The sequence below is a fragment of the Psychrobacter sp. AOP5-GZ1-6 genome, from assembly GCF_052376345.1.
In the GTDB taxonomy this organism is placed as follows: domain Bacteria; phylum Pseudomonadota; class Gammaproteobacteria; order Pseudomonadales; family Moraxellaceae; genus Psychrobacter.
This window is the reverse complement of record NZ_JBQSVP010000005.1, coordinates 25,869-48,750: the sequence shown is the minus strand read 5'-3', so window position 1 is coordinate 48,750 and position 22,882 is coordinate 25,869. Positions and strand designations below refer to the sequence as shown.

At 38.2% G+C, this 22,882-nt stretch carries 18 protein-coding genes; all 18 read right to left on the bottom strand.

Features of this window, described 5'->3' with window-relative positions:
* Nucleotides 1-57: 57 nt before the first annotated feature.
* Entirely contained in the window at nt 58-1,479 is a 1,422-nt protein-coding gene (locus tag ACT3RN_RS01670; protein WP_444518432.1) for a UDP-glucose/GDP-mannose dehydrogenase family protein, read from the bottom strand.
* Between the two features lie 40 nt (nt 1,480-1,519).
* Nucleotides 1,520-3,187 (bottom strand): glucose-6-phosphate isomerase, encoded by a 1,668-nt coding sequence (gene pgi, locus ACT3RN_RS01665; RefSeq protein ID WP_444518431.1) that lies wholly within the window; start codon nt 3,185-3,187, stop codon nt 1,520-1,522.
* 3 nt (nt 3,188-3,190) lie between these two features.
* The gene (locus ACT3RN_RS01660) at nt 3,191-4,069 is read right to left on the bottom strand and encodes a UTP--glucose-1-phosphate uridylyltransferase (RefSeq protein ID WP_444518430.1); all 879 of its coding nucleotides are present in this window, start codon (nt 4,067-4,069) and stop codon (nt 3,191-3,193) included.
* Between the two features lie 172 nt (nt 4,070-4,241).
* Nucleotides 4,242-5,342, bottom strand: coding sequence for a capsular polysaccharide export protein, LipB/KpsS family (locus tag ACT3RN_RS01655; protein ID WP_444518429.1), 1,101 nt, complete (start codon nt 5,340-5,342; stop codon nt 4,242-4,244).
* A gap of 259 nt (nt 5,343-5,601) precedes the next feature.
* A complete protein-coding gene (locus tag ACT3RN_RS01650; protein WP_444518428.1) occupies nt 5,602-6,729 on the bottom strand; it encodes a phytanoyl-CoA dioxygenase family protein in 1,128 nt (375 codons plus the stop codon).
* A gap of 24 nt (nt 6,730-6,753) precedes the next feature.
* A complete protein-coding gene (locus tag ACT3RN_RS01645) occupies nt 6,754-7,746 on the bottom strand; it encodes a GSCFA domain-containing protein (protein WP_444518427.1) in 993 nt (330 codons plus the stop codon).
* A 476-nt stretch (nt 7,747-8,222) separates the two neighbouring features.
* On the bottom strand, nt 8,223-9,377 hold the full coding sequence (locus ACT3RN_RS01640; RefSeq protein ID WP_444518426.1) for a tetratricopeptide repeat protein: 1,155 nt from the start codon (nt 9,375-9,377) through the stop codon (nt 8,223-8,225).
* Nucleotides 9,367-10,296, bottom strand: a complete 930-nt coding sequence (locus ACT3RN_RS01635) for a glycosyltransferase (RefSeq protein ID WP_444518425.1) — start codon at nt 10,294-10,296, stop codon at nt 9,367-9,369. The genes ACT3RN_RS01640 and ACT3RN_RS01635 overlap by 11 nt, the downstream gene beginning before the upstream one ends.
* Before the next feature lie 120 nt (nt 10,297-10,416).
* Nucleotides 10,417-13,365: a hypothetical protein gene (locus ACT3RN_RS01630; RefSeq protein ID WP_444518424.1), complete on the bottom strand. Its 2,949-nt coding sequence runs from the start codon at nt 13,363-13,365 to the stop codon at nt 10,417-10,419.
* Nucleotides 13,366-13,367: 2 nt separating this feature from the next.
* Nucleotides 13,368-14,432, bottom strand: a complete 1,065-nt coding sequence (pseI, locus tag ACT3RN_RS01625; RefSeq protein WP_444518423.1) for a pseudaminic acid synthase — start codon at nt 14,430-14,432, stop codon at nt 13,368-13,370.
* 2 nt (nt 14,433-14,434) lie between these two features.
* Nucleotides 14,435-15,331, bottom strand: a complete 897-nt coding sequence (locus ACT3RN_RS01620; protein ID WP_444518422.1) for an NAD-dependent epimerase/dehydratase family protein — start codon at nt 15,329-15,331, stop codon at nt 14,435-14,437.
* On the bottom strand, nt 15,328-16,467 hold the full coding sequence (locus ACT3RN_RS01615; protein ID WP_444518421.1) for an ATP-grasp domain-containing protein: 1,140 nt from the start codon (nt 16,465-16,467) through the stop codon (nt 15,328-15,330). The genes ACT3RN_RS01620 and ACT3RN_RS01615 overlap by 4 nt, the downstream gene beginning before the upstream one ends.
* A 7-nt stretch (nt 16,468-16,474) precedes the next feature.
* The gene (gene pseF / locus ACT3RN_RS01610; protein ID WP_444518420.1) at nt 16,475-17,164 is read right to left on the bottom strand and encodes a pseudaminic acid cytidylyltransferase; all 690 of its coding nucleotides are present in this window, start codon (nt 17,162-17,164) and stop codon (nt 16,475-16,477) included.
* Nucleotides 17,161-18,327: a UDP-4-amino-4,6-dideoxy-N-acetyl-beta-L-altrosamine transaminase gene (gene pseC / locus ACT3RN_RS01605; protein ID WP_444518419.1), complete on the bottom strand. Its 1,167-nt coding sequence runs from the start codon at nt 18,325-18,327 to the stop codon at nt 17,161-17,163. The genes pseF and pseC overlap by 4 nt, the downstream gene beginning before the upstream one ends.
* On the bottom strand, nt 18,327-19,325 hold the full coding sequence (pseB, locus tag ACT3RN_RS01600; protein ID WP_444518418.1) for a UDP-N-acetylglucosamine 4,6-dehydratase (inverting): 999 nt from the start codon (nt 19,323-19,325) through the stop codon (nt 18,327-18,329). Before pseB ends, pseC begins: the two co-directional genes overlap by 1 nt.
* Nucleotides 19,326-19,529: 204 nt before the next feature.
* The gene (gene galE / locus ACT3RN_RS01595; protein WP_444518417.1) at nt 19,530-20,555 is read right to left on the bottom strand and encodes a UDP-glucose 4-epimerase GalE; all 1,026 of its coding nucleotides are present in this window, start codon (nt 20,553-20,555) and stop codon (nt 19,530-19,532) included.
* Between the two features lie 99 nt (nt 20,556-20,654).
* Entirely contained in the window at nt 20,655-21,530 is an 876-nt protein-coding gene (gene sucD / locus ACT3RN_RS01590) for a succinate--CoA ligase subunit alpha (protein WP_045455414.1), read from the bottom strand.
* 152 nt (nt 21,531-21,682) lie between these two features.
* Nucleotides 21,683-22,849 carry an ADP-forming succinate--CoA ligase subunit beta gene (sucC, locus tag ACT3RN_RS01585; RefSeq protein ID WP_443518626.1) on the bottom strand — a complete coding sequence of 389 codons (1,167 nt, stop codon included), beginning with the start codon at nt 22,847-22,849 and terminating at the stop codon, nt 21,683-21,685.
* Between the last annotated feature and the right edge of the window lie 33 nt (nt 22,850-22,882).

The window sequence follows — 22,882 nt, the reverse complement described above, 5'->3', positions numbered from 1 at the left end:
AAAGCTCGCTGATAATTATCAACGAGCTTTTTTAGCAACTGAAAAGCTTGAATAAAGCTATTTAGACCGACCAATGCCCATATAGTCACCTACCAGACTATCGATCTGCAATCGTGTCAGTGCATTTTGCGCATCAAATACTGGCATCGCGTGTTGATTAAGCTTGGTAATATCTAGTTGATCTTGTGGCGACCAACTAACGATAAAAATCGCCTGTGCGGCACTTAGCTGCTGATAAGGATTATTAATCAATTGCAATAATGATTGCTGCTGATAAAGCATGGCAAGTTCATCTTGTGCTTTATCGCTATATACTAAAGTACGAATATTATAAGACCATAATAACGCTAGCAATGGATGTATGGCTGAGCCTGCGGTACGTCCTGAGCCTGATTTATAACTACCGCCCCAAATTATCACCGTTTTATTGTCAATAAATCCATCAAAATATTGCCAGAATTTGCGGAATATCAGCTCTTTCTGGTCTTCATTGATGTGCATGACTGACTGCAATAGCGGCATATCTAAACTGTGTGTTTGGCTGGACTGCTGTAATTTAGACAATTCAGTAGGTAGTGTGTTACCACCAAAGCCCCAGCCTGCTTGCAGATAACTGCTGCCGACACGCGTGTCTAGCCCCATGATACGACTGACTTGCTTGATATCTACCTGTTGACTGTCCGCCAAGCGTGACATCTCATTCATAAAACTCACTCGCGTCGCCAGCATCGCCATGATACTGCTACGGGCAAACTCTATCGTTGCGATATCAGCGTGATGAGCGGCACGCGCATGCTGCATTAACGGCTTCAATACTTCTAGATGCTGGCTACTGTTGGCTGTTTTTTCACCAAGCAACCACAGTGAGGGATTTAACATTGAGCTATAAGCATCACCGTCTTGCAAGAATACAAACGGCACATAGTAGACCCACGCGCACTGCAAATTTTGCGCCAGTGCTGAGACCACCCCTAGTTTCTCAATGCCACTTATAATCACGGGTAGCGATTGCTGATGACTGTGGTTGAAGGCAGTAATCCAGCTGGCTTCTGCCCATACTGGCTTGATACTGTCTAAAAATAACCAATAAAGCGCAACGGTGCTTTGGTCGTCAATCTCATTGCTCTCATTGCTCTCATTGATGTGACGACTGTCACTAAAATTTGTCGTTTCATAATATTGTATTAACGTGTCAGCGCTAGCCGGTAATGCTGTACTGATAATAACCTGCTGCTGCTCATACATCTGCCACAGTGCTTGTAAATGATGTTCAAAGCCGTATTGTTGTATTTGCTGCGTCAATAGCTCAATATCTGCATAAAGATGCACGCGCTGACCTAGACTTGCCAGCACCACGGCGCTAGTAATGGTCTCAATGCTATGACCAATAAGCACACAAACTTGCTTGCTTGCAGTGCTTTGTGATTTAGATTCATGCGTATATTTAGGTGTATTGTCATTTATAGAAACAGCGCTCATGCGTTCACCTTTAATGATTATTGACTTAGTAGCAAAACGATCAAGACAACTGCTGAATATGTTTTAACAGCTGGTTAGTGGAGCTGTCAAACTGACTCTCACCTGCTTGCTGCATGGCTTGATGTACGGACTCCGCCATTTGTTTGCCCATCTCGACGCCCCATTGATCAAACGGGTTAATATCCCAAATGCTAGCCATGACATAGACTTTATGCTCATAAAGCGCAATCAGCGCTCCCAAACTGTGCGGCGTCAGCTCATCGATTAGCAATGTCGTTGACGGCTGATTGCCACGGTAATATTTATATTTATCCGCGGCAGAAGCTACTTGAACCTCAGTCTCTTGAAGCGCGGCATTACCAAAAGCCAGCACTCGGCTCTGTGCTAGACAATTGGCTAAAGACAGTTCATGCTGCTGCTGTAATGGCGCGTTTTGCGATTGACCACTATAGCGGCGCACACAAGCAATAAAGTCACAAGACACCTGCTGTGTGCCTTGATGTAGCAACTGATAAAAGGCATGCTGAGCATTGGAGCCAATTTCACCCCACAGAATCGGACAGGTATCATAATCAATATGATCCCCGTGTTGGGTGACCGATTTACCATTACTCTCCATCTCAAGCTGGGTTAAGTAGCTTGGTAAATAGCTGAGACGACCATCATAGGGCAATACGGTATGAGCATTTACCTGTAAAAAGGTACTGTTCCAAACAGCAAGCAAACCCAACAATACTGGTAAATTTTCTGCAAAATCTGCTTTGGCAAAATGCTCATCCATACTATGAGCCCCAGCCAATAATGCTTTAAACCCATCTATACCGATACGAATAGCAATAGCAAGACCAATCGCCGACCATAAAGAAAAACGCCCACCAACCCATTCCCAGAGCTGTAGCTGATGCTCAGGATGAATACCCCACGCACGCATTTTTTCACTATTAGCAGATATACCAATAAAGTGGCGGCGTAGCACACTGTCTTCAGTACCTGCACGCCGCTTGGCAGTGGCAAGCAGCCATGACAATGCTGTCTTAGCATTAGATAACGTATCAATAGTACCAAAGGATTTAGAGGAGATGATAAACAAGGTCGTTTCAGGATTGAGGTGCTTGAGCAAATTATCAAGCTGAGTACCGTCCATATTAGAGACGAAATGTACTTCAATGTCGGTATCTGCCCACTCATCCAGCGCGGTCGTCGCCATAAGCGGACCAAGGTCAGAGCCACCAACGCCAATATTGACCACATCCGTAATAGCTTTACCAGAAAATCCGCGCCATGTACCACTACGGACACGTTCAGATAAACGTGCTACTTGCGACAGACTATCATGCACATCAGCGACGACGTTTTGCCCATCAACGTCTAGTTTGGCAGACTTTGGCAATCGTAGTGCTGTATGCAAGGCAGCACGCTCCTCACTGGTATTGACCATCGCCCCTTGCATCAGTGCATCAATCCTTGTGGACAATTCACAGCTTTCTGCTAACTGCAACAGAATTGCCAGCACCTGCTCGTCAATACATTGTTTGCTATAGTCCATATATAGCGCGCCAGCTTGCATGCTAAAGCGCGTTGCACGACTGTCATCTTGTGCAAACAAAGCTGCCAGTGACCATGGCTGCTTCGCGAGCATTTGTAGCTGCTGCCAGTATGTAGAGTTTCGAGCACTGTTATAAGCGCTATTGCCCTTTATCTCAGCCATCAGCTATTCATCTTCTGCTAATTGCTGCTTGGCAAAATAGATAAATGCTTGCATGTATGAGCGCATATCGCCTGCATCATAGCTGTCGCCGCGCATGGTCGTGACATTCACGCCGTATTCGCTAATCAAGGCATCGATAGCATCGGTCAGCTGAATCTCACCACCGACCGAGGCTTTGGTATTGGTCAAATAGTCAAAAATTTGATTGCTAAAGACATAACGACCAACCACTGCTAACTTAGAAGGTGCATCGGCTAAGTTAGGCTTTTCTACAAATCCTGCGACTTTAAAGCTAGTATTGGTATCTGATTGCTCATCAATCTCAATAGCGTCGCTCAGCTTAGCAATACCATATTTATGCACATCTTCATCGGCAACATTATCGACCAATATTTGTGAATGATTGTCTTCAGCAAAAGCATCAATCATAAAGGCTAAGTTATCAGTAGTCATATCACCAGTAAAAGGATCAAGCACAACATCAGGTAATAATACGGCAAAATCATGCTCACCAATAATCGGGCGCGCAGCGAGCACTGCATGACCCAAACCTAATGGCTTACCTTGACGTATCATCGAGACTGTCACATCTTTTGGTAGCCAGTTTAAACTATCAGCCAGCTCGTTTTTGCCTTTTTGGCGCAACTGGCTATCTAGCTCGGCATTGATATCAAAGTAGTTTTCAATCGCACTTTTTTGCGCATGACCAACCAAGACGATGTGTTTGATGCCAGCAGCGATTGCCTCTTCGACCACATAATGAATGGCAGGACGATTACCTAGTGGCAGTAGTTCTTTTGGCACAGATTTGGACAATGGCAGCATACGAGTGCCAAAGCCTGCAACGGGTATAACAGCGTGGGTAATACCAAACTTAATCATGTAATAAAAGCTCGCAAATATTAATAAATAACCATTAACTTAGAGTTTTTTGAATAAACGCTTTCTATAGATTTAATCAGCATTATTTTATAGCCGGTTCAATATGAAAGAAATACGGTAAAAATAGTATTCTGCTGTAGTAAGTTTTTTGACTTTTAAAGTTCAACATTTATTAGTTCTTAAAACCCATATAATTAGATCTTTCAACTAATAATTTTTCAATAATATGCTCGACCTCAACTTTTTTCCCATTACTAAAATCAAAATACTTAGGATACAGTATATAGGCAGCCGCAAGTATCTCTTCTATTGTCAGCTTTGCTTTTCGACGAGAGTTTGGCTGACGATCATCCGTAACGCCCCAACCAGAATAGAAAGGGCAACCAAGCGTTGTGACTGGTATATTTCTTAATAAAGCTTCAAATCCGGCTTGAGAAGTTATTGTATAGACATGATCAATTGTCTGTAGTGACTGAGCAAGCGGGATATCATTCACTAATACCTTACAGATATCTGCTACTTCCTTTGGGTCTGAAAGCCTTTTACGCTTTTGAAGTAACACGTCTGGATGAGGCTTATAAATTACTTGGGAAGTAGGATTTTCAAGTACGGCCATGCGCACTAAGTCATTATTAGTGATGGGAACAGAGCAACCATATTTTATAGATGCATCATCTTCAACTTGCCCAAGTACCAACACTCTTTTTTTGGTTTTTTCTCCATAAACGCTATCAAGATCAACATCAGAATTATGATTATATTTGCTTATCCCAGTATTGAGTAAAGCATCCTTTAGCCGTTTAGCACGTGCCATCAACTCTGAATCTGATGCAAAGTCATAAGTGTTGAGAATATCTTCTAAATCAGAAGCTTCTTGTGCATTGAAGTAAACTGTCTTTGAGTCAAAGCTCAATGACATAGGTGGAGTATGCTCAGAACCCAAACCGACTGAACGAATAAAACCATCTTCGACATACGTAATTCTTGCATTACTGTCTTTAATAGTTTTAGGTAGAAGCATGCCCCAAACGAGAACGTCTATATCGTTATTGAGTATATGAGGCAAATACTTTCTTTTAACTAACGATTCATTCAAGTTTATAGGAATATATACAAGTGTTCTGTCTGGATAAAGGCTCTGTAAATAAGGCCTCTTCCACTCTTTTATATTAAAGGCGAAAATAGTTCGTTGAGTGTCAATTTTAAGATTTTTACGATGATTGATAAAATCGTGGAAGAACTGCTTCGGGTCACGTATTAACTTTCGGGTCAATCGATACAGTATCATTGAAAAACCTACTAAATATTAATTGTTCGTAATGCACTGAAAGGCAGTAAGGCTATAACAATATTATATCTAAAAATAATGAAGACTATAACTTAGTCTAATACATTATTGATATTACTTTCTTCAGCTCCTCTAGTATTAAAAATTACACGCAGGAAGCAATGCTATAATCTAATTTTAATTTTCCCAAAAGCTTTAGGCCAGCAAAAGCTGGCCTAATAATGACTTTTTATAACCATATAAATTAGATATAGTTCTGCATAAAGCGAACGCCAGAACGCTGTGCGTATTTCCGAACCAATTCGGCAGCTTGATTGACTGTTTTATTTTCACTTTTTGCAGCAAGAGAAATTTTTCGCTCTGTTTCAGGCCATGGTCGACCGAATAATGAGTTAGTATATTGAACCTGTGCCATTAAGCGATGTTTACTAAGAGGGTTAGCCCCCTTATGTAATGCACTAGTATCTACAAGAAAAACCGTTCCTGCTGGACCGACGATATTAACTTCATTATCCATAAGGCCTGATTGGATTACTGCGCTGTCCGCATGCCGTCCATCTGCCCACATTTTCAAGGGTCTGCTGCGATGCGTACCTGGTATTAATGTATGTGGTCCAGCTTCCATATCTACATCGGTTAAATATATGAAAAGCTTCACAAACTGCAAGCGATGCATATCATGATGATAAAGCTGTGCCGTATCTGAAAGTTCTCTTTGCGACTTAACTTCGCGGGCCGAATTTAAGAAAGCGACAGGAGTATTGAAAATCGGCGGTACACCCATATACTCCTGAACCATAGCCAATAAGATTGGATCACTTGAAATTTCGTACATTTCCTCAAACGTAGCTATTGGACCGTGCTTTCCTTTAATCTGTAAAGGGGCATCATCTGTTCCAGCAATCGCCTTTTCGACATCACTGCCACAATCAGCCTCCATACTACCCAAAATTTTGTTTTTTAATTTCTCAACTATTTCCGCAGGTACTTGAAGTTTTGTTTTATAAAACCCATGGTGCTTAAGATGATAAAGCCCAGTCTTCACAGTGTTTATAGCATCAACATCTTCACCAAAAATAGTTTGAGAGTAGTCATATTCAGTCTTGCCAACATGATCTGAAAGCACATTACTAAATACGCGATTGCTACGTCCCTGTGTTTCACTAAAGGCTTCTCGGAAAAGCTTGTAAGTTGTTTCATCGTTAATGCCCGTTTTAGCATAACGTTCATAACCTTCGAGCACTTTGCGTACCGTCCAAGACGGACTCAAATAATTCTCAAGATTCATTGCTAAATCTTGAGCGGCACTTGTTTCAAGTCGAACACTGTAATCTCTCGCTTCAATCAGAAGCTTATCAATCGGCTGATACATTAGTAATCCTTTTAATCAAATCGATCAGTTTAAGTCTGCATGCGTTTCAACAAAAGCATCGACAATTCGATTGACAACCCAATCTGAAACGTGACGCCCATCATCTTCACGAAAACTTTCAGGGGAGTTATGCATGACAATCTCGTACGATGGAAAGTATGAAACCTGTTCATACTCCCTAACGATTTGCCCGATTGCTGCTCGCAAAATCCCTTTACCTTCAGAGTTTGCAACTAAGATATCGTTATCAGAAAAAGTACGTGCTAAACTAACTGGAGATAATGTAAAAACGATCTGCGCATTTGGTCGAACCGTTTTTATTATTTCAGTAATTTTTTTCAAGTTTTCGTAGTTTTCAGAAAAAGTTGACATGTGAAACTCTGTCTCGAACTCTCCAGCCCCTCCCGAATACCCTGGTTTTTGACAAGCGATTTTCCCACTAGACAAGTTTCGAAACACTTCAGCCATACCAAAAGTTATAATAAATAAATCTGCTTCGCTGATTCCTTTATCAACTGCAGTGTTGCAATGAAACACTGCTTCTCGAAGATCTTCGGGAGTACGTCCGATTACCATACGACGGTAAGGATCCTGATATATTGTATTGCCACCCCAATACGGGTCTTTATTAATAGTCCAATAGTCGTCTTCCGATTGCTTCCACTCTCCAATATATCGCTCAAATTCTTGGCGCACAGTGAAACTATTAAAATAATCCATGTGAGGTCTATTTGGAAGACGATCAATTTTGAAACGCTCAGTATCCATTACAATTTCTTGCATAGGCGGGCCAACTTCAAAGCCTTGCCCATTCAATGCTGTACGTATTCGCTCTGCAAAGCAGCTACCAACAGCAAAAATTTTATCAGTTTTTTTGAAAAGTGGTTTCTTAGTAGTTGTTAGCAGATTATTTTTAAAATGGGTGCTCCATCGTGGATTTGGCTTATCTCTAGCTTGAATTTTATCCAGTCTAGCTAATGGGTTTTCAGAAACACTAATCTCTGGTATTTCGCTCATCTCAATTCTTCTCCATTTGCCGTAAATGTTAGGTTTGAAAGCCATATTAGTTATGTTAGTTATGTTAGTTATGTTAGTTATGTTAGTTATGTTAGTTATGTTAGTTATGTTAGTTATGTTAGTTATGTTAGAATAATGCAGAATAAGCTTAACAAAGTCAAGTTGATGTATTTTTAATCAGTATAAATTATTATATCTACTCTTAGGCTCCCATACGAAAACTTAAAGCATATTACGAAAGCCTGCCATCCTTGTTAGAAATTTACATTTTAGCTTTTTAAAGACTTATTCTTATTTATAAGATTAGATAAATTAATACATTTAATTATTACAACTTATGCTAGTGTCCTAATATAATTTATAGTTGCGAAATTCGATACTATTAACTCGTTCCAAGTAGTAACAATTGAGATTTAAGATAGATTACTATTCATTACTAAAGCATGCCTATTTATAAATAAAAAAATTTAATATTATTATATTTTATTAAGCAATTTTAGATACCTATTTTCGAATTTTTCATTCTTACTGTTTAGTGAAAATGCTAGTTTAAATGACTCTAAAGCCGCTGACTCATTCCCCTCTTCTACCTGCATATTACCTCTAGCATAATAAGCCTTGGCATAATTTGGGAACTTTTGAATTAAAATGTCCAAAAGGTGTAAGCTCGTCTTCTTATCACCTAACATTCTGAGAGTATGTGAGTATTTAAATAAGTAATCAGCATTATTAGGCGCTATCATGATTGCTCTTGCCAAATAATCCATTGCCAGCTGATACTCTTCTTTTTGTAGATAACTGTCTCCAATCATATACAACGCACTTTCAAAAGCTGGAAACTTAACTAGTACTTTATCAGCACAAGCAATGCACTTATCAAGATTGTCAGATTCAAAATTATGATATGATTCAGTGAGGTCAGAAAACAATTCATCATCATATATGTTGAAGTTTCCTAAATTTGAGAACAAATCTTTTTCAATAAGACCATCAGAAACAAAACTCGTTAACAACGTATATAATTTACTAGAACGCGAAATCACTGACGGTACATAATGATCGACACCTAAAAGCGAATGAATTTTAACGTTTTCGAATTTTCTGATATAACTTGCATTGATTAAATCTTTAGGAGTAGACTCCCCAATTATCATATATATTGTTTTATTAAAGTGAGCTATCTTTTCTAGTAAAAAGTCTTTTTTTACTATATCTTTTTCTAAGTGCTTTATACTTCTAGAATGCTGCTCTCCTAGTATAGTCTCAGCTGGAAATGACAAGATATTTGCGTTTAACTCTATTCCATAATGGATAGCCGCATGCCCACCCATACTGGTTCCAACAGAATATACGTCCTTAATACCTAAATAATCTATCCATTTTCTGAGGCAGAATATTGTCTGATCCAAGCTTGTGCCTAAGCTTGGAATACCATTGAGATACCATTGATTAGAAGGATCATTAACAAAAATTATATTCTCATCAATTTCTCTGCCAAGCTGCCAAAAATTAAATTGATTCTCTTTCATGTTAATTGCAGAAAAGAGAATCACCAACTTAGATGAACCTGATCTAATGAATATAGAATGGTTATCACCTTTCAGAGGTGATGGAAGCTCGCTATCGCTCATGGTCTAATAACTTATCAAGTATTCTTTGATAGCCATGCTCATCAATAATCGCTTTGAGACGTTGGCTATATGATTCTACCAAGCTATGTTCACTTAGGAACTCTACTAGACTATCTTTGAGATTGCTTTCATCAAGTGTGTCAAATGTTGAGATGTACTTCATCCCGCCCAGTTCGTCCCAACCCACACATTGGTTGATTTGATTATCAGCAATAGGGATTAGTAGCGCTGGAATGCCAAGATATGCTGCTTCAAATATAGTAGTACCACCGCCCATAATAGCGAAACGACAGGTTGACATTATTTCTGCCATACTATCAGGATTGACAATAAGCTCTATATTTTGATGGCCGTTTAAGCTGATCCAATCAGATATCTCTTTGATATTTTCGTTTTTATCACTAACTATTATGGTTAGCTTCCAGTGCTTCTCTGTAATAGATTGATAGCATTTCTTCAAAATATAAAGAATCGCACCTCTATCGCTACCACCCCCAAAAGTCATCAAGATTTTCTTTTCTTTGTGATTTTCCTTGAGTGTAGGACTAAAAAATATGGGTCGTAAAATACAATATTTAGGACCCAATAAGAACTCTACATCATTATATAAAACATCTTTGCTATAAAACTCAGATTTCTCATGTGGGCTACCATTTACTACTAAATTAGCAGCAAAATTTTGCTTTTTACTGGCATCATATTGCTGAACAATTCTTATGCCTTTTTCACGCAACTTTGTTTGATGCTCTCCATCAGACCTATAATCGTCAATAATAATATGTTTGGAGTCATACTTCTCCAATACACTAAGATGAAAATCAGCTTCGCCTTGTGAGCTAGACCAATTTTCTCGAGGAATCCACTCAATAAAAATATCTTCATCAGTTTCATTTTTTAGGCTATTTGGTGGTCCCACCATTACGACACCATACCCTCTTGTACTTAACGATTCAGCAAGTACTCTGCACCTGACCAAATGGCCAAATCCAACCGTAGCACTTGCTGAACATCTTATAACGACTATATCCAATTTCTAATCCTATTCAATAATTTCCAAAGCCAATTTTCTTACGTTCTGATCGCCTTTGGTTAAATAACGATTTACATCTTTATTAAACCAGTATGGCGGGTAAAGAACTTTATTGGTGACCGGCCTTGAGTGATATCTATAGTCTGTCGTAAACAGACTACTGCCCATATAAAAAAGCCATAGGGCTGACCTATACTTTAATTCACTATCAACCACAAGTTCAGACTCGCCTCTCAGCATTTTTTCGAAATGCAGTCTATTTTTCGGCGAAGGGTGCCCTACTGGATAGTCAACTGTCCCAAAATGTCCGCACAGAATAGTTGGAATATCCATTACACCCAACTCAATACTTGAAGTACCGTTATAGACAATGGCAAAGTCTATTAAGTCTTTCAAATCATCCATTTTGAACCAATTATGATCCAAAAATATAGTGTTTTGATTTTCTTTCTCAATGATGTCTCTAAATACTGCATTTCCAAATGTTGAAATTTGCTGGTTAAGTTCATGTGGATGAGGTTTAATAAGTAGCAGGGTGTCTGTGCCATCGACCGTTTGAATAGAATGATTAATCCAGTCCTTCATATCTGAATGTGCAGCGCCTCCATCAAACGGAACTCCTGAATCATAAACAACCTTACCAAACGCACAAACAACTCTCTTACCAGACGCTTTCCAATTCTTAATATATTGAATCGCCGCTCTCTTCTCAACAGAATCATCATCGTAAGAGATTGATCTTTTTACGTTTGTAACATTACTAACCGTTTGTAAAATTTCCTCTGCACGATATGTATTTTCTTGATAGAAAACTTCAAACTCTTCTGGTAATGGAAAGCTAGCCGATCTTGTATGAGGATACTTCGTCATATTTCTGACAACACATTTGGACGATATATTGGTCGAAAAATTAGAAAAGTAGTTTTGATATCCGTTTGCAGAATGTACGCAAAAGAAATCTTCAGGATTGCCGTATTGCTCACAATAGAAACGATAAAGCGCATCCGGCAATCTTGCATTAAACTGTACAATAAACCCAATTCTTAAACCAATATCATCTTTTGATTTAAAGATATTGTCTAAAACAGTTGCTGCCGATTTCGTTGTAGTATAAATATTTTCTAAATATTTGTTTAATGATGGGCAAGTATAATCTACGTCATAAATACGTTTATTAATGGCTGACTCTTCCCATACAACATGAGATAAATCGATATCCTTCCATTTCATTTGACCTTTATCTAAGGCAAGGTCAAATTCAACATCAAGTTTAAGCTTAGAACCTCTCTTTATTTCTCTATTCATTGTTATGGTATCAATAAATTCATTGATGTATTTATTATTGGTTTTTTCTGTGGGCAAAAGGCCTTCTGAAAGCGGTATGACGGCCCAACCAAGTCTTTTGAGTTCCATTAGAAGCACAATAGGGGTTTTTCTCAATTGCTCTATAGATCTTGGGGTGATAAAAATCACTCCCTTTGGATCTTTAGGTTGAGGTACACTTTGATATAATATGGCGGTATCTTTCAAAAACTTGAGCTCGCCTACTCTCTTAACTAATGACCAACTGGTATATGGACATAAATTATGGCTTCGTGACAAGAGAGAGATATGTACACCTCGAGTAATTTCCTCTGCTTCTTCAAATTTCTTGAGCCTATGAAGTATTTTCACATAGGAGAGAGCATTTTTAGTTTCTTTTACCTTTCTTGGCTGCTTAGAAAAAAAGTTATAAGCTAATTGATACTCTTCTGCTAATACAGCCCATTCTAAGAAATGCTGAATGTCTGAAGCGTGCTGAGGATCTTTATCAGCTAGGCTTAGGATTCTTTTAGATATATCATAATTTTCTTTATCATCTTCCATAAGTGTAAAGGCGGCAGTCCAAACTGTTGACTGCCCTTGCTTCGACATTGCTATTTCAATGATTGCATCCTTAGCTGGTCTATAGATATCCTCCTGCCCTAACGACCTTCCTACATTCATTATTGTTCTTAACGTTTTTACATCTTTCAATGTTCTAGCAACCAAAGACTGACTCACAAAGTTATTAATTTCGCTTTTTAAAGAGGTATATAGCGAAGTCGCCAAGTCATAGTGCTCATGATAGCTAGGGAGACGCCTTATACCTTCTCTTCTAATAGCATAAATAACTTTTAGTTTTTTATCTAAAGTTTGGGACTTATCGAATGCTGATTGACATATATTTAAGTAATTATGCTGAAGCTTACCTTGCAAATACGGCTCAGCATAAAACAGAATAAGATCAGAGGTTAACTCAGGATCTTCCAAATCTTGTTCTGTTAATAAAAAGTCTAAGTCATCATAATTTTTACTTTTTAAATTATCACCATCTGCCCACTTCATATTTTCTCTTGCTATGAGATCAAGTACTCTCCAAACCTTTAACAGAGCGACTAACTGCTTATCCCTAACTTTGATACTTAATATTTTGTTTAGCTTTAGCTTTACGACTTGTTTTGAAATAAGATCTGATGCTTCTTCAAACCTTTCTTCCTTAGCTAAAGAAACGACCGTCAAATATATCAATAAAATACTATCTGGGTTCTCATTTAGAAGTTCAGTAGAAACAATACCTAAATTATGTAAACCTTTCTCTGAAGTTAACAGTTCTTCAAGGTGCACACCGTATTTTCTGCGAGAAGTGACTCTTAACTGTTCATTGTCTACCAATTCTTGTAACGTTTCTTTTATATCACTACCATGATGTTCATTTGCTTTGACAATAAATATATCTTTGGCTTTTAGAAATTGTGATTCTTTAGCTTTTAAAAAGTCTTTTGCTTTAGAAAATTCTTTAGAATCAAGAATTTCTTTTATTTTTCTGAACTCCTTCTTTTCTAAAAAATCATTAGTCTCTAAGAGTTCTTTCGCTTTAGAAAACTCTTTAGAGGCTAAAAGATTTTTTTTTGCTTTGTTGAGCCAGTAGTGAGTCATAATTAATTCTCTAATTGATTCCAATCTAACGGTGTACCTATATCCAAATCTAATGCAGCCCGTTTTCCAATCACTTCATCAAAGTATTTTGGTGATAAACCATGCCCAGGTCTTATTCTTCTAATATTTTCAGTGGTAATCAACTCACCAGCTTTGATGTCATTAACAACATAAATAGATCTTCTATTTTTTCTAGCCAAGGTATCAGCTTCACTCACTCCATAGGATACCTGTCCCATAGCTTCAGCAGCAGTTTTGCATTCAGTAACAAGCTGTCTGAATTGACTTGGCGTCAGAGAGAATGCAGCATCAATGCTATCTTCATCATCTTCTAACTTAAAATGCTTCTCTATAACAGTCGCACCTAATGTTGTAGCCGCTATTGCGGAGCCTATACCCAAGGTATGGTCAGACAAACCTACTTGACAACCAAACAACTCTTTCATGTGAGGGATAGTTCTTAAGTTTGCTTCTGATGCTGGCGCTGGATAGCTACTAGTACATTGCAAAAGCGTTAGCTGAGTACAGCCATTTTTCAAAGCCGTATTAACAGCCAGATCAATTTCAGCAATAGATGCCATACCAGTAGATATAATCATTGGCTTCTTAGCCTGGGCAACATACTTAATCAAAGGTATATCTACACACTCAAACGAAGCAATCTTATATGCTGGAACGTTTAATGATTCTAATAAATCTACAGCTGCTTCATCGAACGGTGTACTAAAACATAAAACATTTCTTTCACGGGCTCTATCAAAAATAGCTTTATGCCATTCGTACTTTGTCTGAGCCTCTTCATATAAGTCATACAACCTTCTACCATACCATAAGGACTTTTTATTGGTCACTTTAAAATGCTCATGATCCAAGTTTAAAGTCATTGACTCGGGTGTAAATGTTTGCAGTTTTAAAGCATCCACACCTGTTTGTGATGCATGATCAACAATCTTCAATGCCTGTTCGAGCGATGCGCCATGGTTACCTGACATCTCTGCAATGATAAAAGGAGTTTGTTCATTTTCTTTTGAACTCCCTTTGTATAAAACTTCTTTTAATGTTTTCACTTTCAGTCTTTCCTTATTTCATAAGCTTCTTTCATGTCAATCAAAGATTTTTCTAAATCAAATCTAGGTGACCAGTTCAGATGCTCTTTAATTTTTTGTATCGATAAAAAGTTGCTTTGATTGTGTTTTTTGATACCTAATGAAACTTCAATATTTTTTTCATTATTGAAAATTAAATTTGCTGTTTCAGCCATTTCTAAGATCGAATAAGCCTTTCCACCACCTATATTGAAAGTACCTTCAGCCTCTTTATTGACTACTAAAAGTATGGCATCAATGACATCTTTGATATAAATCTCATCTAAGTAGAACTCATTATCTTGAGCAATAATCTTTTGTTTTTCATTAGCTTGCTTTATAAATTTCATTAAAACGGGTGTGTCTTTTTCTCCAACACCATAACACTGAGAGAATCTTAATACTGTGCTTTTTATACTGTTTTTCATACAATAGTAATTAACTAACTGCTCTCCAATTAGCTTTGAGAGCCCATAGATAGTACTAGGATTGGTAATCGTATTTTCTACGTATGGCATGCTATCAGTTTCTGAATAAACACCAATGCTAGAAGCTAAAACAACTTGCTTAATGTTGGATTCACAAGCAGCTATAAGCAAGTTCTCAGTCAGTTTGATGTTTGGCTCAATAAAACTAAGTAGTTTTGGGTTAGTCTCATCTTTCGTCAACCTTTGACCAGCCAGATGAATTAAAACATCATCTTCACGGAGAATATCTCTCAAACTATCAAGCTCATAAGTTGTTTGTACAAAACTTACATTCTTATGATTACTTTGATTTTCAGAACTTCTAGTTAAACAGACAATTTCAGAATGCTGCTTGGCGGATTCGACTAGATGTTTGCCTATAAATCCAGTAGCACCTGTAACTATTAGTCTCATTCATTTACCCATTTGTCTTTTGAAAATTCAGCAACATAGTAACCTACGACTTCTTTCTTTCCATTGATTATATTAATGGAGTCTCCGTTAGAGTATCTATATTCATGATATAAGGCATTCGCTGGAATAGGAAAGCTTTTCTCTTGAAATGTTTGGCTTGGTTCTGAGTGTTGAAAGATTAATTCGTAATATTGACTATCTTTTAACGCTACAGGTTGAGTGTTCTTATGATCATTCAATAGAACCTCAAGTGTCTCAGTTAAGAAGTTTCTATCTGTAGCATCCTTGATGAGCCTCCACACATGACATCCATCCAATCTTGGAGCAATCTCAATAATCTTGACACCTTTTGTTGTGGCTTTCATTTGAAAGTACAAAGGCCCATTCTTAATGTCTAATGCTTTAACCACGTTGTGAACTAACACAACAGCCTCTTTTTGAGCATTTTCATCAATATTGACACAAGGTATCACATGCCCCTTTGGTATGCCAAAATAATCATCATTGTAAGTTAGACGTTCTGAGAGTGTGTCAAATATAATCTGGCCATTTGAAACTAGTACATTGCATGATATTTCCACACCATCCAAAAAATCTTCAATGATTGCAGTATTATTCGACGAGAACTGTTTGGCATTCAGAATTGACTCTTGCAATTCTTTAAGATTATTTACCTTTTGTACGCCTCTTTGTCCCTGCGCATTTGATGGCTTCACGATACATGGGAATGTATCCCAATCAGAACTATCGCTAATGTCATCAATTTCTATATAATTTACATAGCTCAGCTTAGCATCATTCAGAAATCTTCGCAGTTCTTGCTTATTATCGAGCAAGCGAATTAGATCTTCTGAATAAAAAGTAGGTAAGTTAAGTTTACTGGAAACTTGTACAACTGATTTAATAGCTGTATCTGAAGATACTGAATAGACCAAATCCACGTTGTTTTCTATTGCGATTTTTGATACGGCATCAATGTCCCGAATGTCAACTTCAAAGAACTTATCAGTATATTTAACACCAACTTCATCAGATCTGTTCGAACAACCGATGACAAACCATCCTAACTCTTTCATGGCTTTGATTAGATCAAGCTGACCCGAATTTGTACCCAAAATCAATATTGTATTCTTCATATCCATCCTATTTATTAATTATTTGATACATATATTCAGCTCTTTCCCAATCTTCTAGTGTATCAATATCTTGAACAAAGTGTCTTGGTATGACCACTCCGGCACTATCAGAGTCAAACATATTTTTTGTGGATTCAACTTTTATTTTTTTCCAGTAAAATTGACCAGCGTCTTGATATGCTTCTTCCAAATCTTGGCTGCGGCTATTAAAGTTTTCTGGCCAAAACATTTCACAATGACCATTCTTGTCTAGCTTAAAGGTTCTTTGTATAGGAAATGGCATTGTTGAGCAGCTAAATACATTGACGACATTTGAGTCTTGTAGTTTATTATCAGCCTCTATTAGGTATTTTTCTTGAATGAGAGGCGCTGTAGCGTAGATAGTACAAAGATAATCATAATCATAGCCTTCTTCTTTTAAATACGCTAAAAAATGAGTAATGACATCTTTCGTTGTTGCGAAGTCATTACTAATTTCTTTAGGCCTCAAAAAAGGAACATCAGCACCATACTCTCTTGCAACAGCAGCTATTTCTTCATCATCTGTAGATACAACTACTTTATCAAAGCATCCACTTCTTAAAGCAGCTTCTATAGAATAAGCAATAATTGGCTTTCCACAAAAATCTTTAATATTTTTGCGGGGAATACGCTTACTTCCACCCCGAGCAGGAATTAATGCAACACTTTTTTTCATAACAAGATATTCCTTAATATCTGGACAACATACACTTGCTCTTCTTCTGATAATTCAGGATACATTGGTAAACTAATCGCCTGAGAGTAATAGGCTTCTGATTCAGGAAAATCTCCCTCCTCAAAACCTAATTTACTTTTATAATAGGGTTGCAGATGGACAGGAATATAGTGAACATTCACACCTATGTTAGCTATACGCAACATCTCAAATACTTTTTTATGAGTCACGTTGATGTTGTTAGTATCCAATCTTATGACATACAGATGTAAACCTGAATGACCTTGAGAATCTTGATATGGAGTCATTAAAGGCAGATCTTTTAAAAGCTCATTATAGCGCTTAGCTACTTCATGGCGCTTTTTAGTGATGTCATTTAAACGTTTCATCTGTGACACACCGAGCGCTGCCTGCAACTCAGTCATACGATAATTAAAACCTAGATCAACTTGCTGATAATACCAAGGGCCATCGGGTTCGTGAGTCATTAACTCGGTATCACGAGTAATACCATGACTACGAAGAAGATCCATCTTTTGCGCTAACTCATCACTATTAGTGGTAGCGACACCACCTTCTGCAGTAGTAATAATCTTAACTGGATGAAAACTAAAAATAGTGATATCTGAATATTGGCAATTACCTATAGGTTTACTTTGGTAGCTACCACCTATTGCATGAGACGCATCCTCAATAATCGAGAAGCCATACTCTTGTGACAATTTATATATAGTCGCCATATCACAAGGTTGTCCGCATAAATGTACAGGAATAACAACTTTAGGTAGTTTATCCTGTTTCTTAGCGGTCTCAAGCTTCTGTTTTAAAGACTGAACAGATAAGTTATAAGTCTGCGAGTCAATATCTACAAAATCGACAGTAGCACCACAGTATAAAGCGCAGTTTGCTGAAGCGACAAAAGTGATAGGAGTAGTCCAAACAATATCACCCTTTCCTACATCTAATGCTAGGCATGCAGCATGTAGTGCCGAGGTTGCACTATTCATCGCAAGCACATGTTGAACGTTACAATGATTTTTAATCGCTTGTTCAAACTCTGGTACTTTTGGACCTTGAGTTAAATAATCAGACTTAAGGACATTGACGACTGCGTCAATATCCTCCTCTGTAATATTTTGGCGACCGTATGGGATAAATTCCATTATATTTTACCAATATTATCTTTATTTTCTTTTATCCAAGACTCAAGTTCTTCTCTTGGCATCCATTCTGTGTTGTTATCGCTTGAATAAACAAAACCTTCTGGAACTAATTTACCGTCTTTTACCCTTTCAGGAGAATGACCCCAATTGTTAATGGTTGGTAAGATTTTAAAGTGTTCAGGATACTCATATGTATAATAAGAATCTTCAGCGCCAATCATTTGCTCATGTAGTTTTTCACCCGGTCTTATACCAACTACTTTAGTTTTAGCTTCTGGTGCTACAGCTTTTGCTACATCCATAATATTCATTGATGGAATTTTTTTAACATAAATTTCACCACCTTCCATATCTTCAAAAGCATGCCAAACTAGTTCAACACCTTCTTCTAAGGTGATCATAAAACGTGTCATACGATCGTCTGTAATAGGCAGCTCACCTTTTTCTTTGATAGATAAAAAGAAAGGTATTACTGAACCACGTGAACCCATTACATTACCGTAGCGAACCACACCAAATTTACTAACATGCTGGCCACTATAAGCATTACCTGCGACAAAAAGCTTATCCGAAGTTAGCTTTGTAGCTCCGTATAAATTAATAGGGCTGCTCGCCTTATCAGTAGAAAGAGCCACTACATTTTTGACACCTTTATCGATACAAGCATCAATCAGATTCATAGCACCATGTACATTAGTTTTAACACACTCAAAAGGGTTATATTCTGCCGTAGGTACAATTTTAGTTGCTGCTGCATGTACAACGTAATCTACGCCGTCTAAAGCACGATACAAGCGTTCTTTATCACGAACATCACCAATGAAAAATCTAACTCTATTGTCGCCTTCAAAAAGTTTCGCCATTTCCCATTGCTTCATTTCATCTCTTGAAAAGATTATAATTTTTTTGGGATTATATTTTTCTAAGGTCATAGGAATAAATTTGTGACCAAATGAGCCAGTACCACCTGTTACTAGTATCGTTGAATTACTGAGCATGCATCTTTCCTTAATTATTTATATATGTTGAGATAAAAAAAGCCATAGTAATAAGATCACCATGATTTTTCAATGTATTTTTAGTACGATATTATTATAGAATAATATATTCTCTGTCATAATTAGAAAATCCCCATAATTAGAAAATTTCGATATCAGAATACTCTTTAATGTGTAGCAATATATATAAATGAATATTAATATTTACCTGTACCCATTAGGATTTATGCTTTGCCAACGCCACGTATCTTGACACATATCAGTAATTGATAATTTTGCTTGCCACTCTAACAGGTTTTTCGCTTTATCGGCACTCGCATAGCAGCTTGCTATATCACCAGCACGACGATCTGTAAACTGATAAGGAATATCTTTTCCAGATACATCGGAAAATGCAGATACCAATTCTAAAACAGAAGTCCCTTTACCAGTGCCTAAGTTAATGGGTAAGAATCCTACTGATGCCACTTTTCGCTCTAAATAGTTCAGCGCAGCAACGTGACCTTGCGCCAGATCTGTGACATGGATAAAATCACGCACACCAGTACCATCAGTAGTTGGATAGTCATTACCAAAAATATTAAGTTTGGCAAGCTTACCAACAGCGACTTGCGAGATATAAGGCATCAAATTATTAGGTATGTCATTAGGGTCTTCGCCAATCTGCCCTGACAGATGTGCCCCTACTGGATTAAAGTATCTAAGAGGTATCAGGTTCCAGCTGTCATCAGATACGGCTAGGTCTTCTAATATGTGCTCAACTGCCAGCTTGCTCTGACCATAGGGATTGGTACAAGAGCGCTTTGAGTTCTCATCAATTGGCAATACTTCAGGATCACCATAAACAGTCGCAGAGGAAGAAAAAACGAGGTTTTTGACATCATACTCAGCCATCACTTGTAGTAAGGTAATGGTGCCACTGACGTTGTTATTGTAGTATAGCAGTGGCTTGGCAACAGATTCACCAACTGCTTTTAGTCCAGCGAAGTGAATCACGCCAAAGAAATGATGAGATAAAAACACTTGTCTAAGTGACTCAGCATTGCGAATATCGCCTTCGATAAACTCAATAGATTGACCAATGAGATTTGAGACACGATTGATTGATTCACGACTACTATTAGATAAGTTGTCGTAAACTACAATCTCATACCCAGCTTCATGCAGGGCGATACAGGTGTGTGTGCCAATATAACCTGCACCACCCGTGACTAGTATCTTGTTTTTCATAAGTTTATTTTTGAGACAAAAAAAGACACCCCATTGTAGGAGTGTCTTCTCGATATTTCAATGCAGTTTTGGTAGTTAAACTGTAGACTTATGCCTATCTTACCAACCAGTAACTTCTTTTAATTTCTCGCCAAGCTTAGATGGGTCACGTGTATACGCGATACCAGCATCTTCAAACGCTTTGAATTTCTCTTCAGCAGTACCTTGACCACCAGAGATGATTGCACCAGCATGACCCATACGCTTGCCTTCTGGAGCGGTAACACCAGCGATATAACCAACAACTGGCTTAGTCACATGGTCTTTGATATAAGCAGCCGCTTCTTCTTCAGCAGTACCACCGATCTCACCGATTAGGATGATCGCTTCAGTTTGTGGATCTTCTTGGAACAGTTTCAATGCGTCAATTTGGTTCATACCAGGGATAGGATCACCACCGATACCGATACAAGTTGATTGACCAAAACCAAGCTTAGTGGTCTGAGCAACGGCTTCATAAGTCAATGTACCAGAGCGTGAGATGATACCCACTTTACCTGGCAAATGGATATGACCTGGCATGATGCCAATTTTGCACTGACCTGGCGTGATAACACCTGGGCAGTTAGGACCAACCATGCGTACGCCTTCAGCTTCTTCGATATAACGTTTTGCTTTTAGCATGTCTAAAGTAGGCACGCCTTCAGTAATAACGATAATCAATTTAACACCAGCATCTACCGCTTCAACGATAGAATCTAGTACAAATGGTGCTGGTACATAGATAACAGAAGCGTCAGCTTGGGTGGCTTCCATAGCTTCTGCCATCGTGTTGAATACTGGTAGGCCTAGATGCGTTTGACCGCCTTTACCTGGCGTTACGCCGCCGACGACTTTAGTACCGTACTCAATCGCTTGTTCAGAGTGGAACGTACCATTCTTACCAGTAAAACCTTGTACCAATACTTTGGTATCTTTATCGATTAATACACTCATTATTTATTCCTTGTATTCGGTTGTCTTGCAATAGCCACTTGATGATGTGTTATCCATTAAATGTTAATGATCAATTCATACCAACAAGCTGCTATTACGCGTTGACTACTATGCTTAAGCACGTATATTTAAAGGACTACGCCTCAAATATATTAAGCTTTAACAGCATCGACAATTTTTTGAGCCGCATCTGATAGACCTTGGGCAGAAATCAATTTCAGACCAGATTCTTCTAGGATTTGCGCGCCTTTTTCAGCGTTGTTACCCTCTAGACGGACAACAACAGGTACTTTTACGTCAACTTCTTTGATAGCAGCGATAATCGCTTCTGCAATCATGTCACAACGTACGATACCACCGAAGATGTTGATTAGAACACCTTCAACGCTGCTGTCTTCAAGAATGATCTTGAATGCTTCAACAACGCGATCTTTAGTTGCGCCGCCGCCAACGTCCAAGAAGTTAGCAGGCTTGCCGCCGTACAATTTGATGATATCCATGGTAGCCATTGCAAGACCAGCACCGTTAACCATACAACCGATATTGCCTTCTAGAGCAACATAGTTTAGGTCAAACTCAGCCGCTTTAAGCTCACGCTCATTTTCTTGTGACTTGTCTTGTAGTGCTGCGATTTTAGGCAGACGATACAGTGCGTTTGAATCGATACCAATTTTGCCATCAACACAAACGATTTCGCCATTTTCACGAACGGCTAATGGGTTGATTTCTAACAAGGCAAAATCGTTATCGATGAATGCTTGATAAGCACCCGTCATCAATTTAACGAATTGATTGATTTGCTTGCCTTCTAAACCTAGTTTGAATGCCACATCACGTGCTTGGAAAGGCATCAAACCAACTAAAGGATCAACGTTTACTTTAAAGATTTTTTCTGGTGTCTCATTTGCGACTTCTTCGATATCAACGCCGCCTTCGGTTGATGCCATGAACGTTACGCGACGCGTAGAACGATCAACGACTGCACCAAGATATAGCTCAGTTTGTACTGGGTACATATCTTCTGCAACCAATACAAAATTAACTGGTTGACCATCAGCGTCAGTTTGGAAAGTAACCAAGTTAGTACCGATTAGCTCTTCAGCAACTTGCTTGGCTTCTTCACGAGTTTTAACCAGCTTTACGCCACCCGCTTTACCGCGACCACCAGCATGTACTTGCGCTTTGATAACCGCAATGTCTGTTGGCGTTTTATCAAAAGCAGCAGCAGCTTCATCGCCGTTATGGGCAATAATGCCTTCTTGAATCGGCAATCCGTAGCTTTTTAACAGCTCTTTTGCTTGATACTCATGTAAATTCATTGATTGTATCCTTTATTTTTTACAATTAATAAA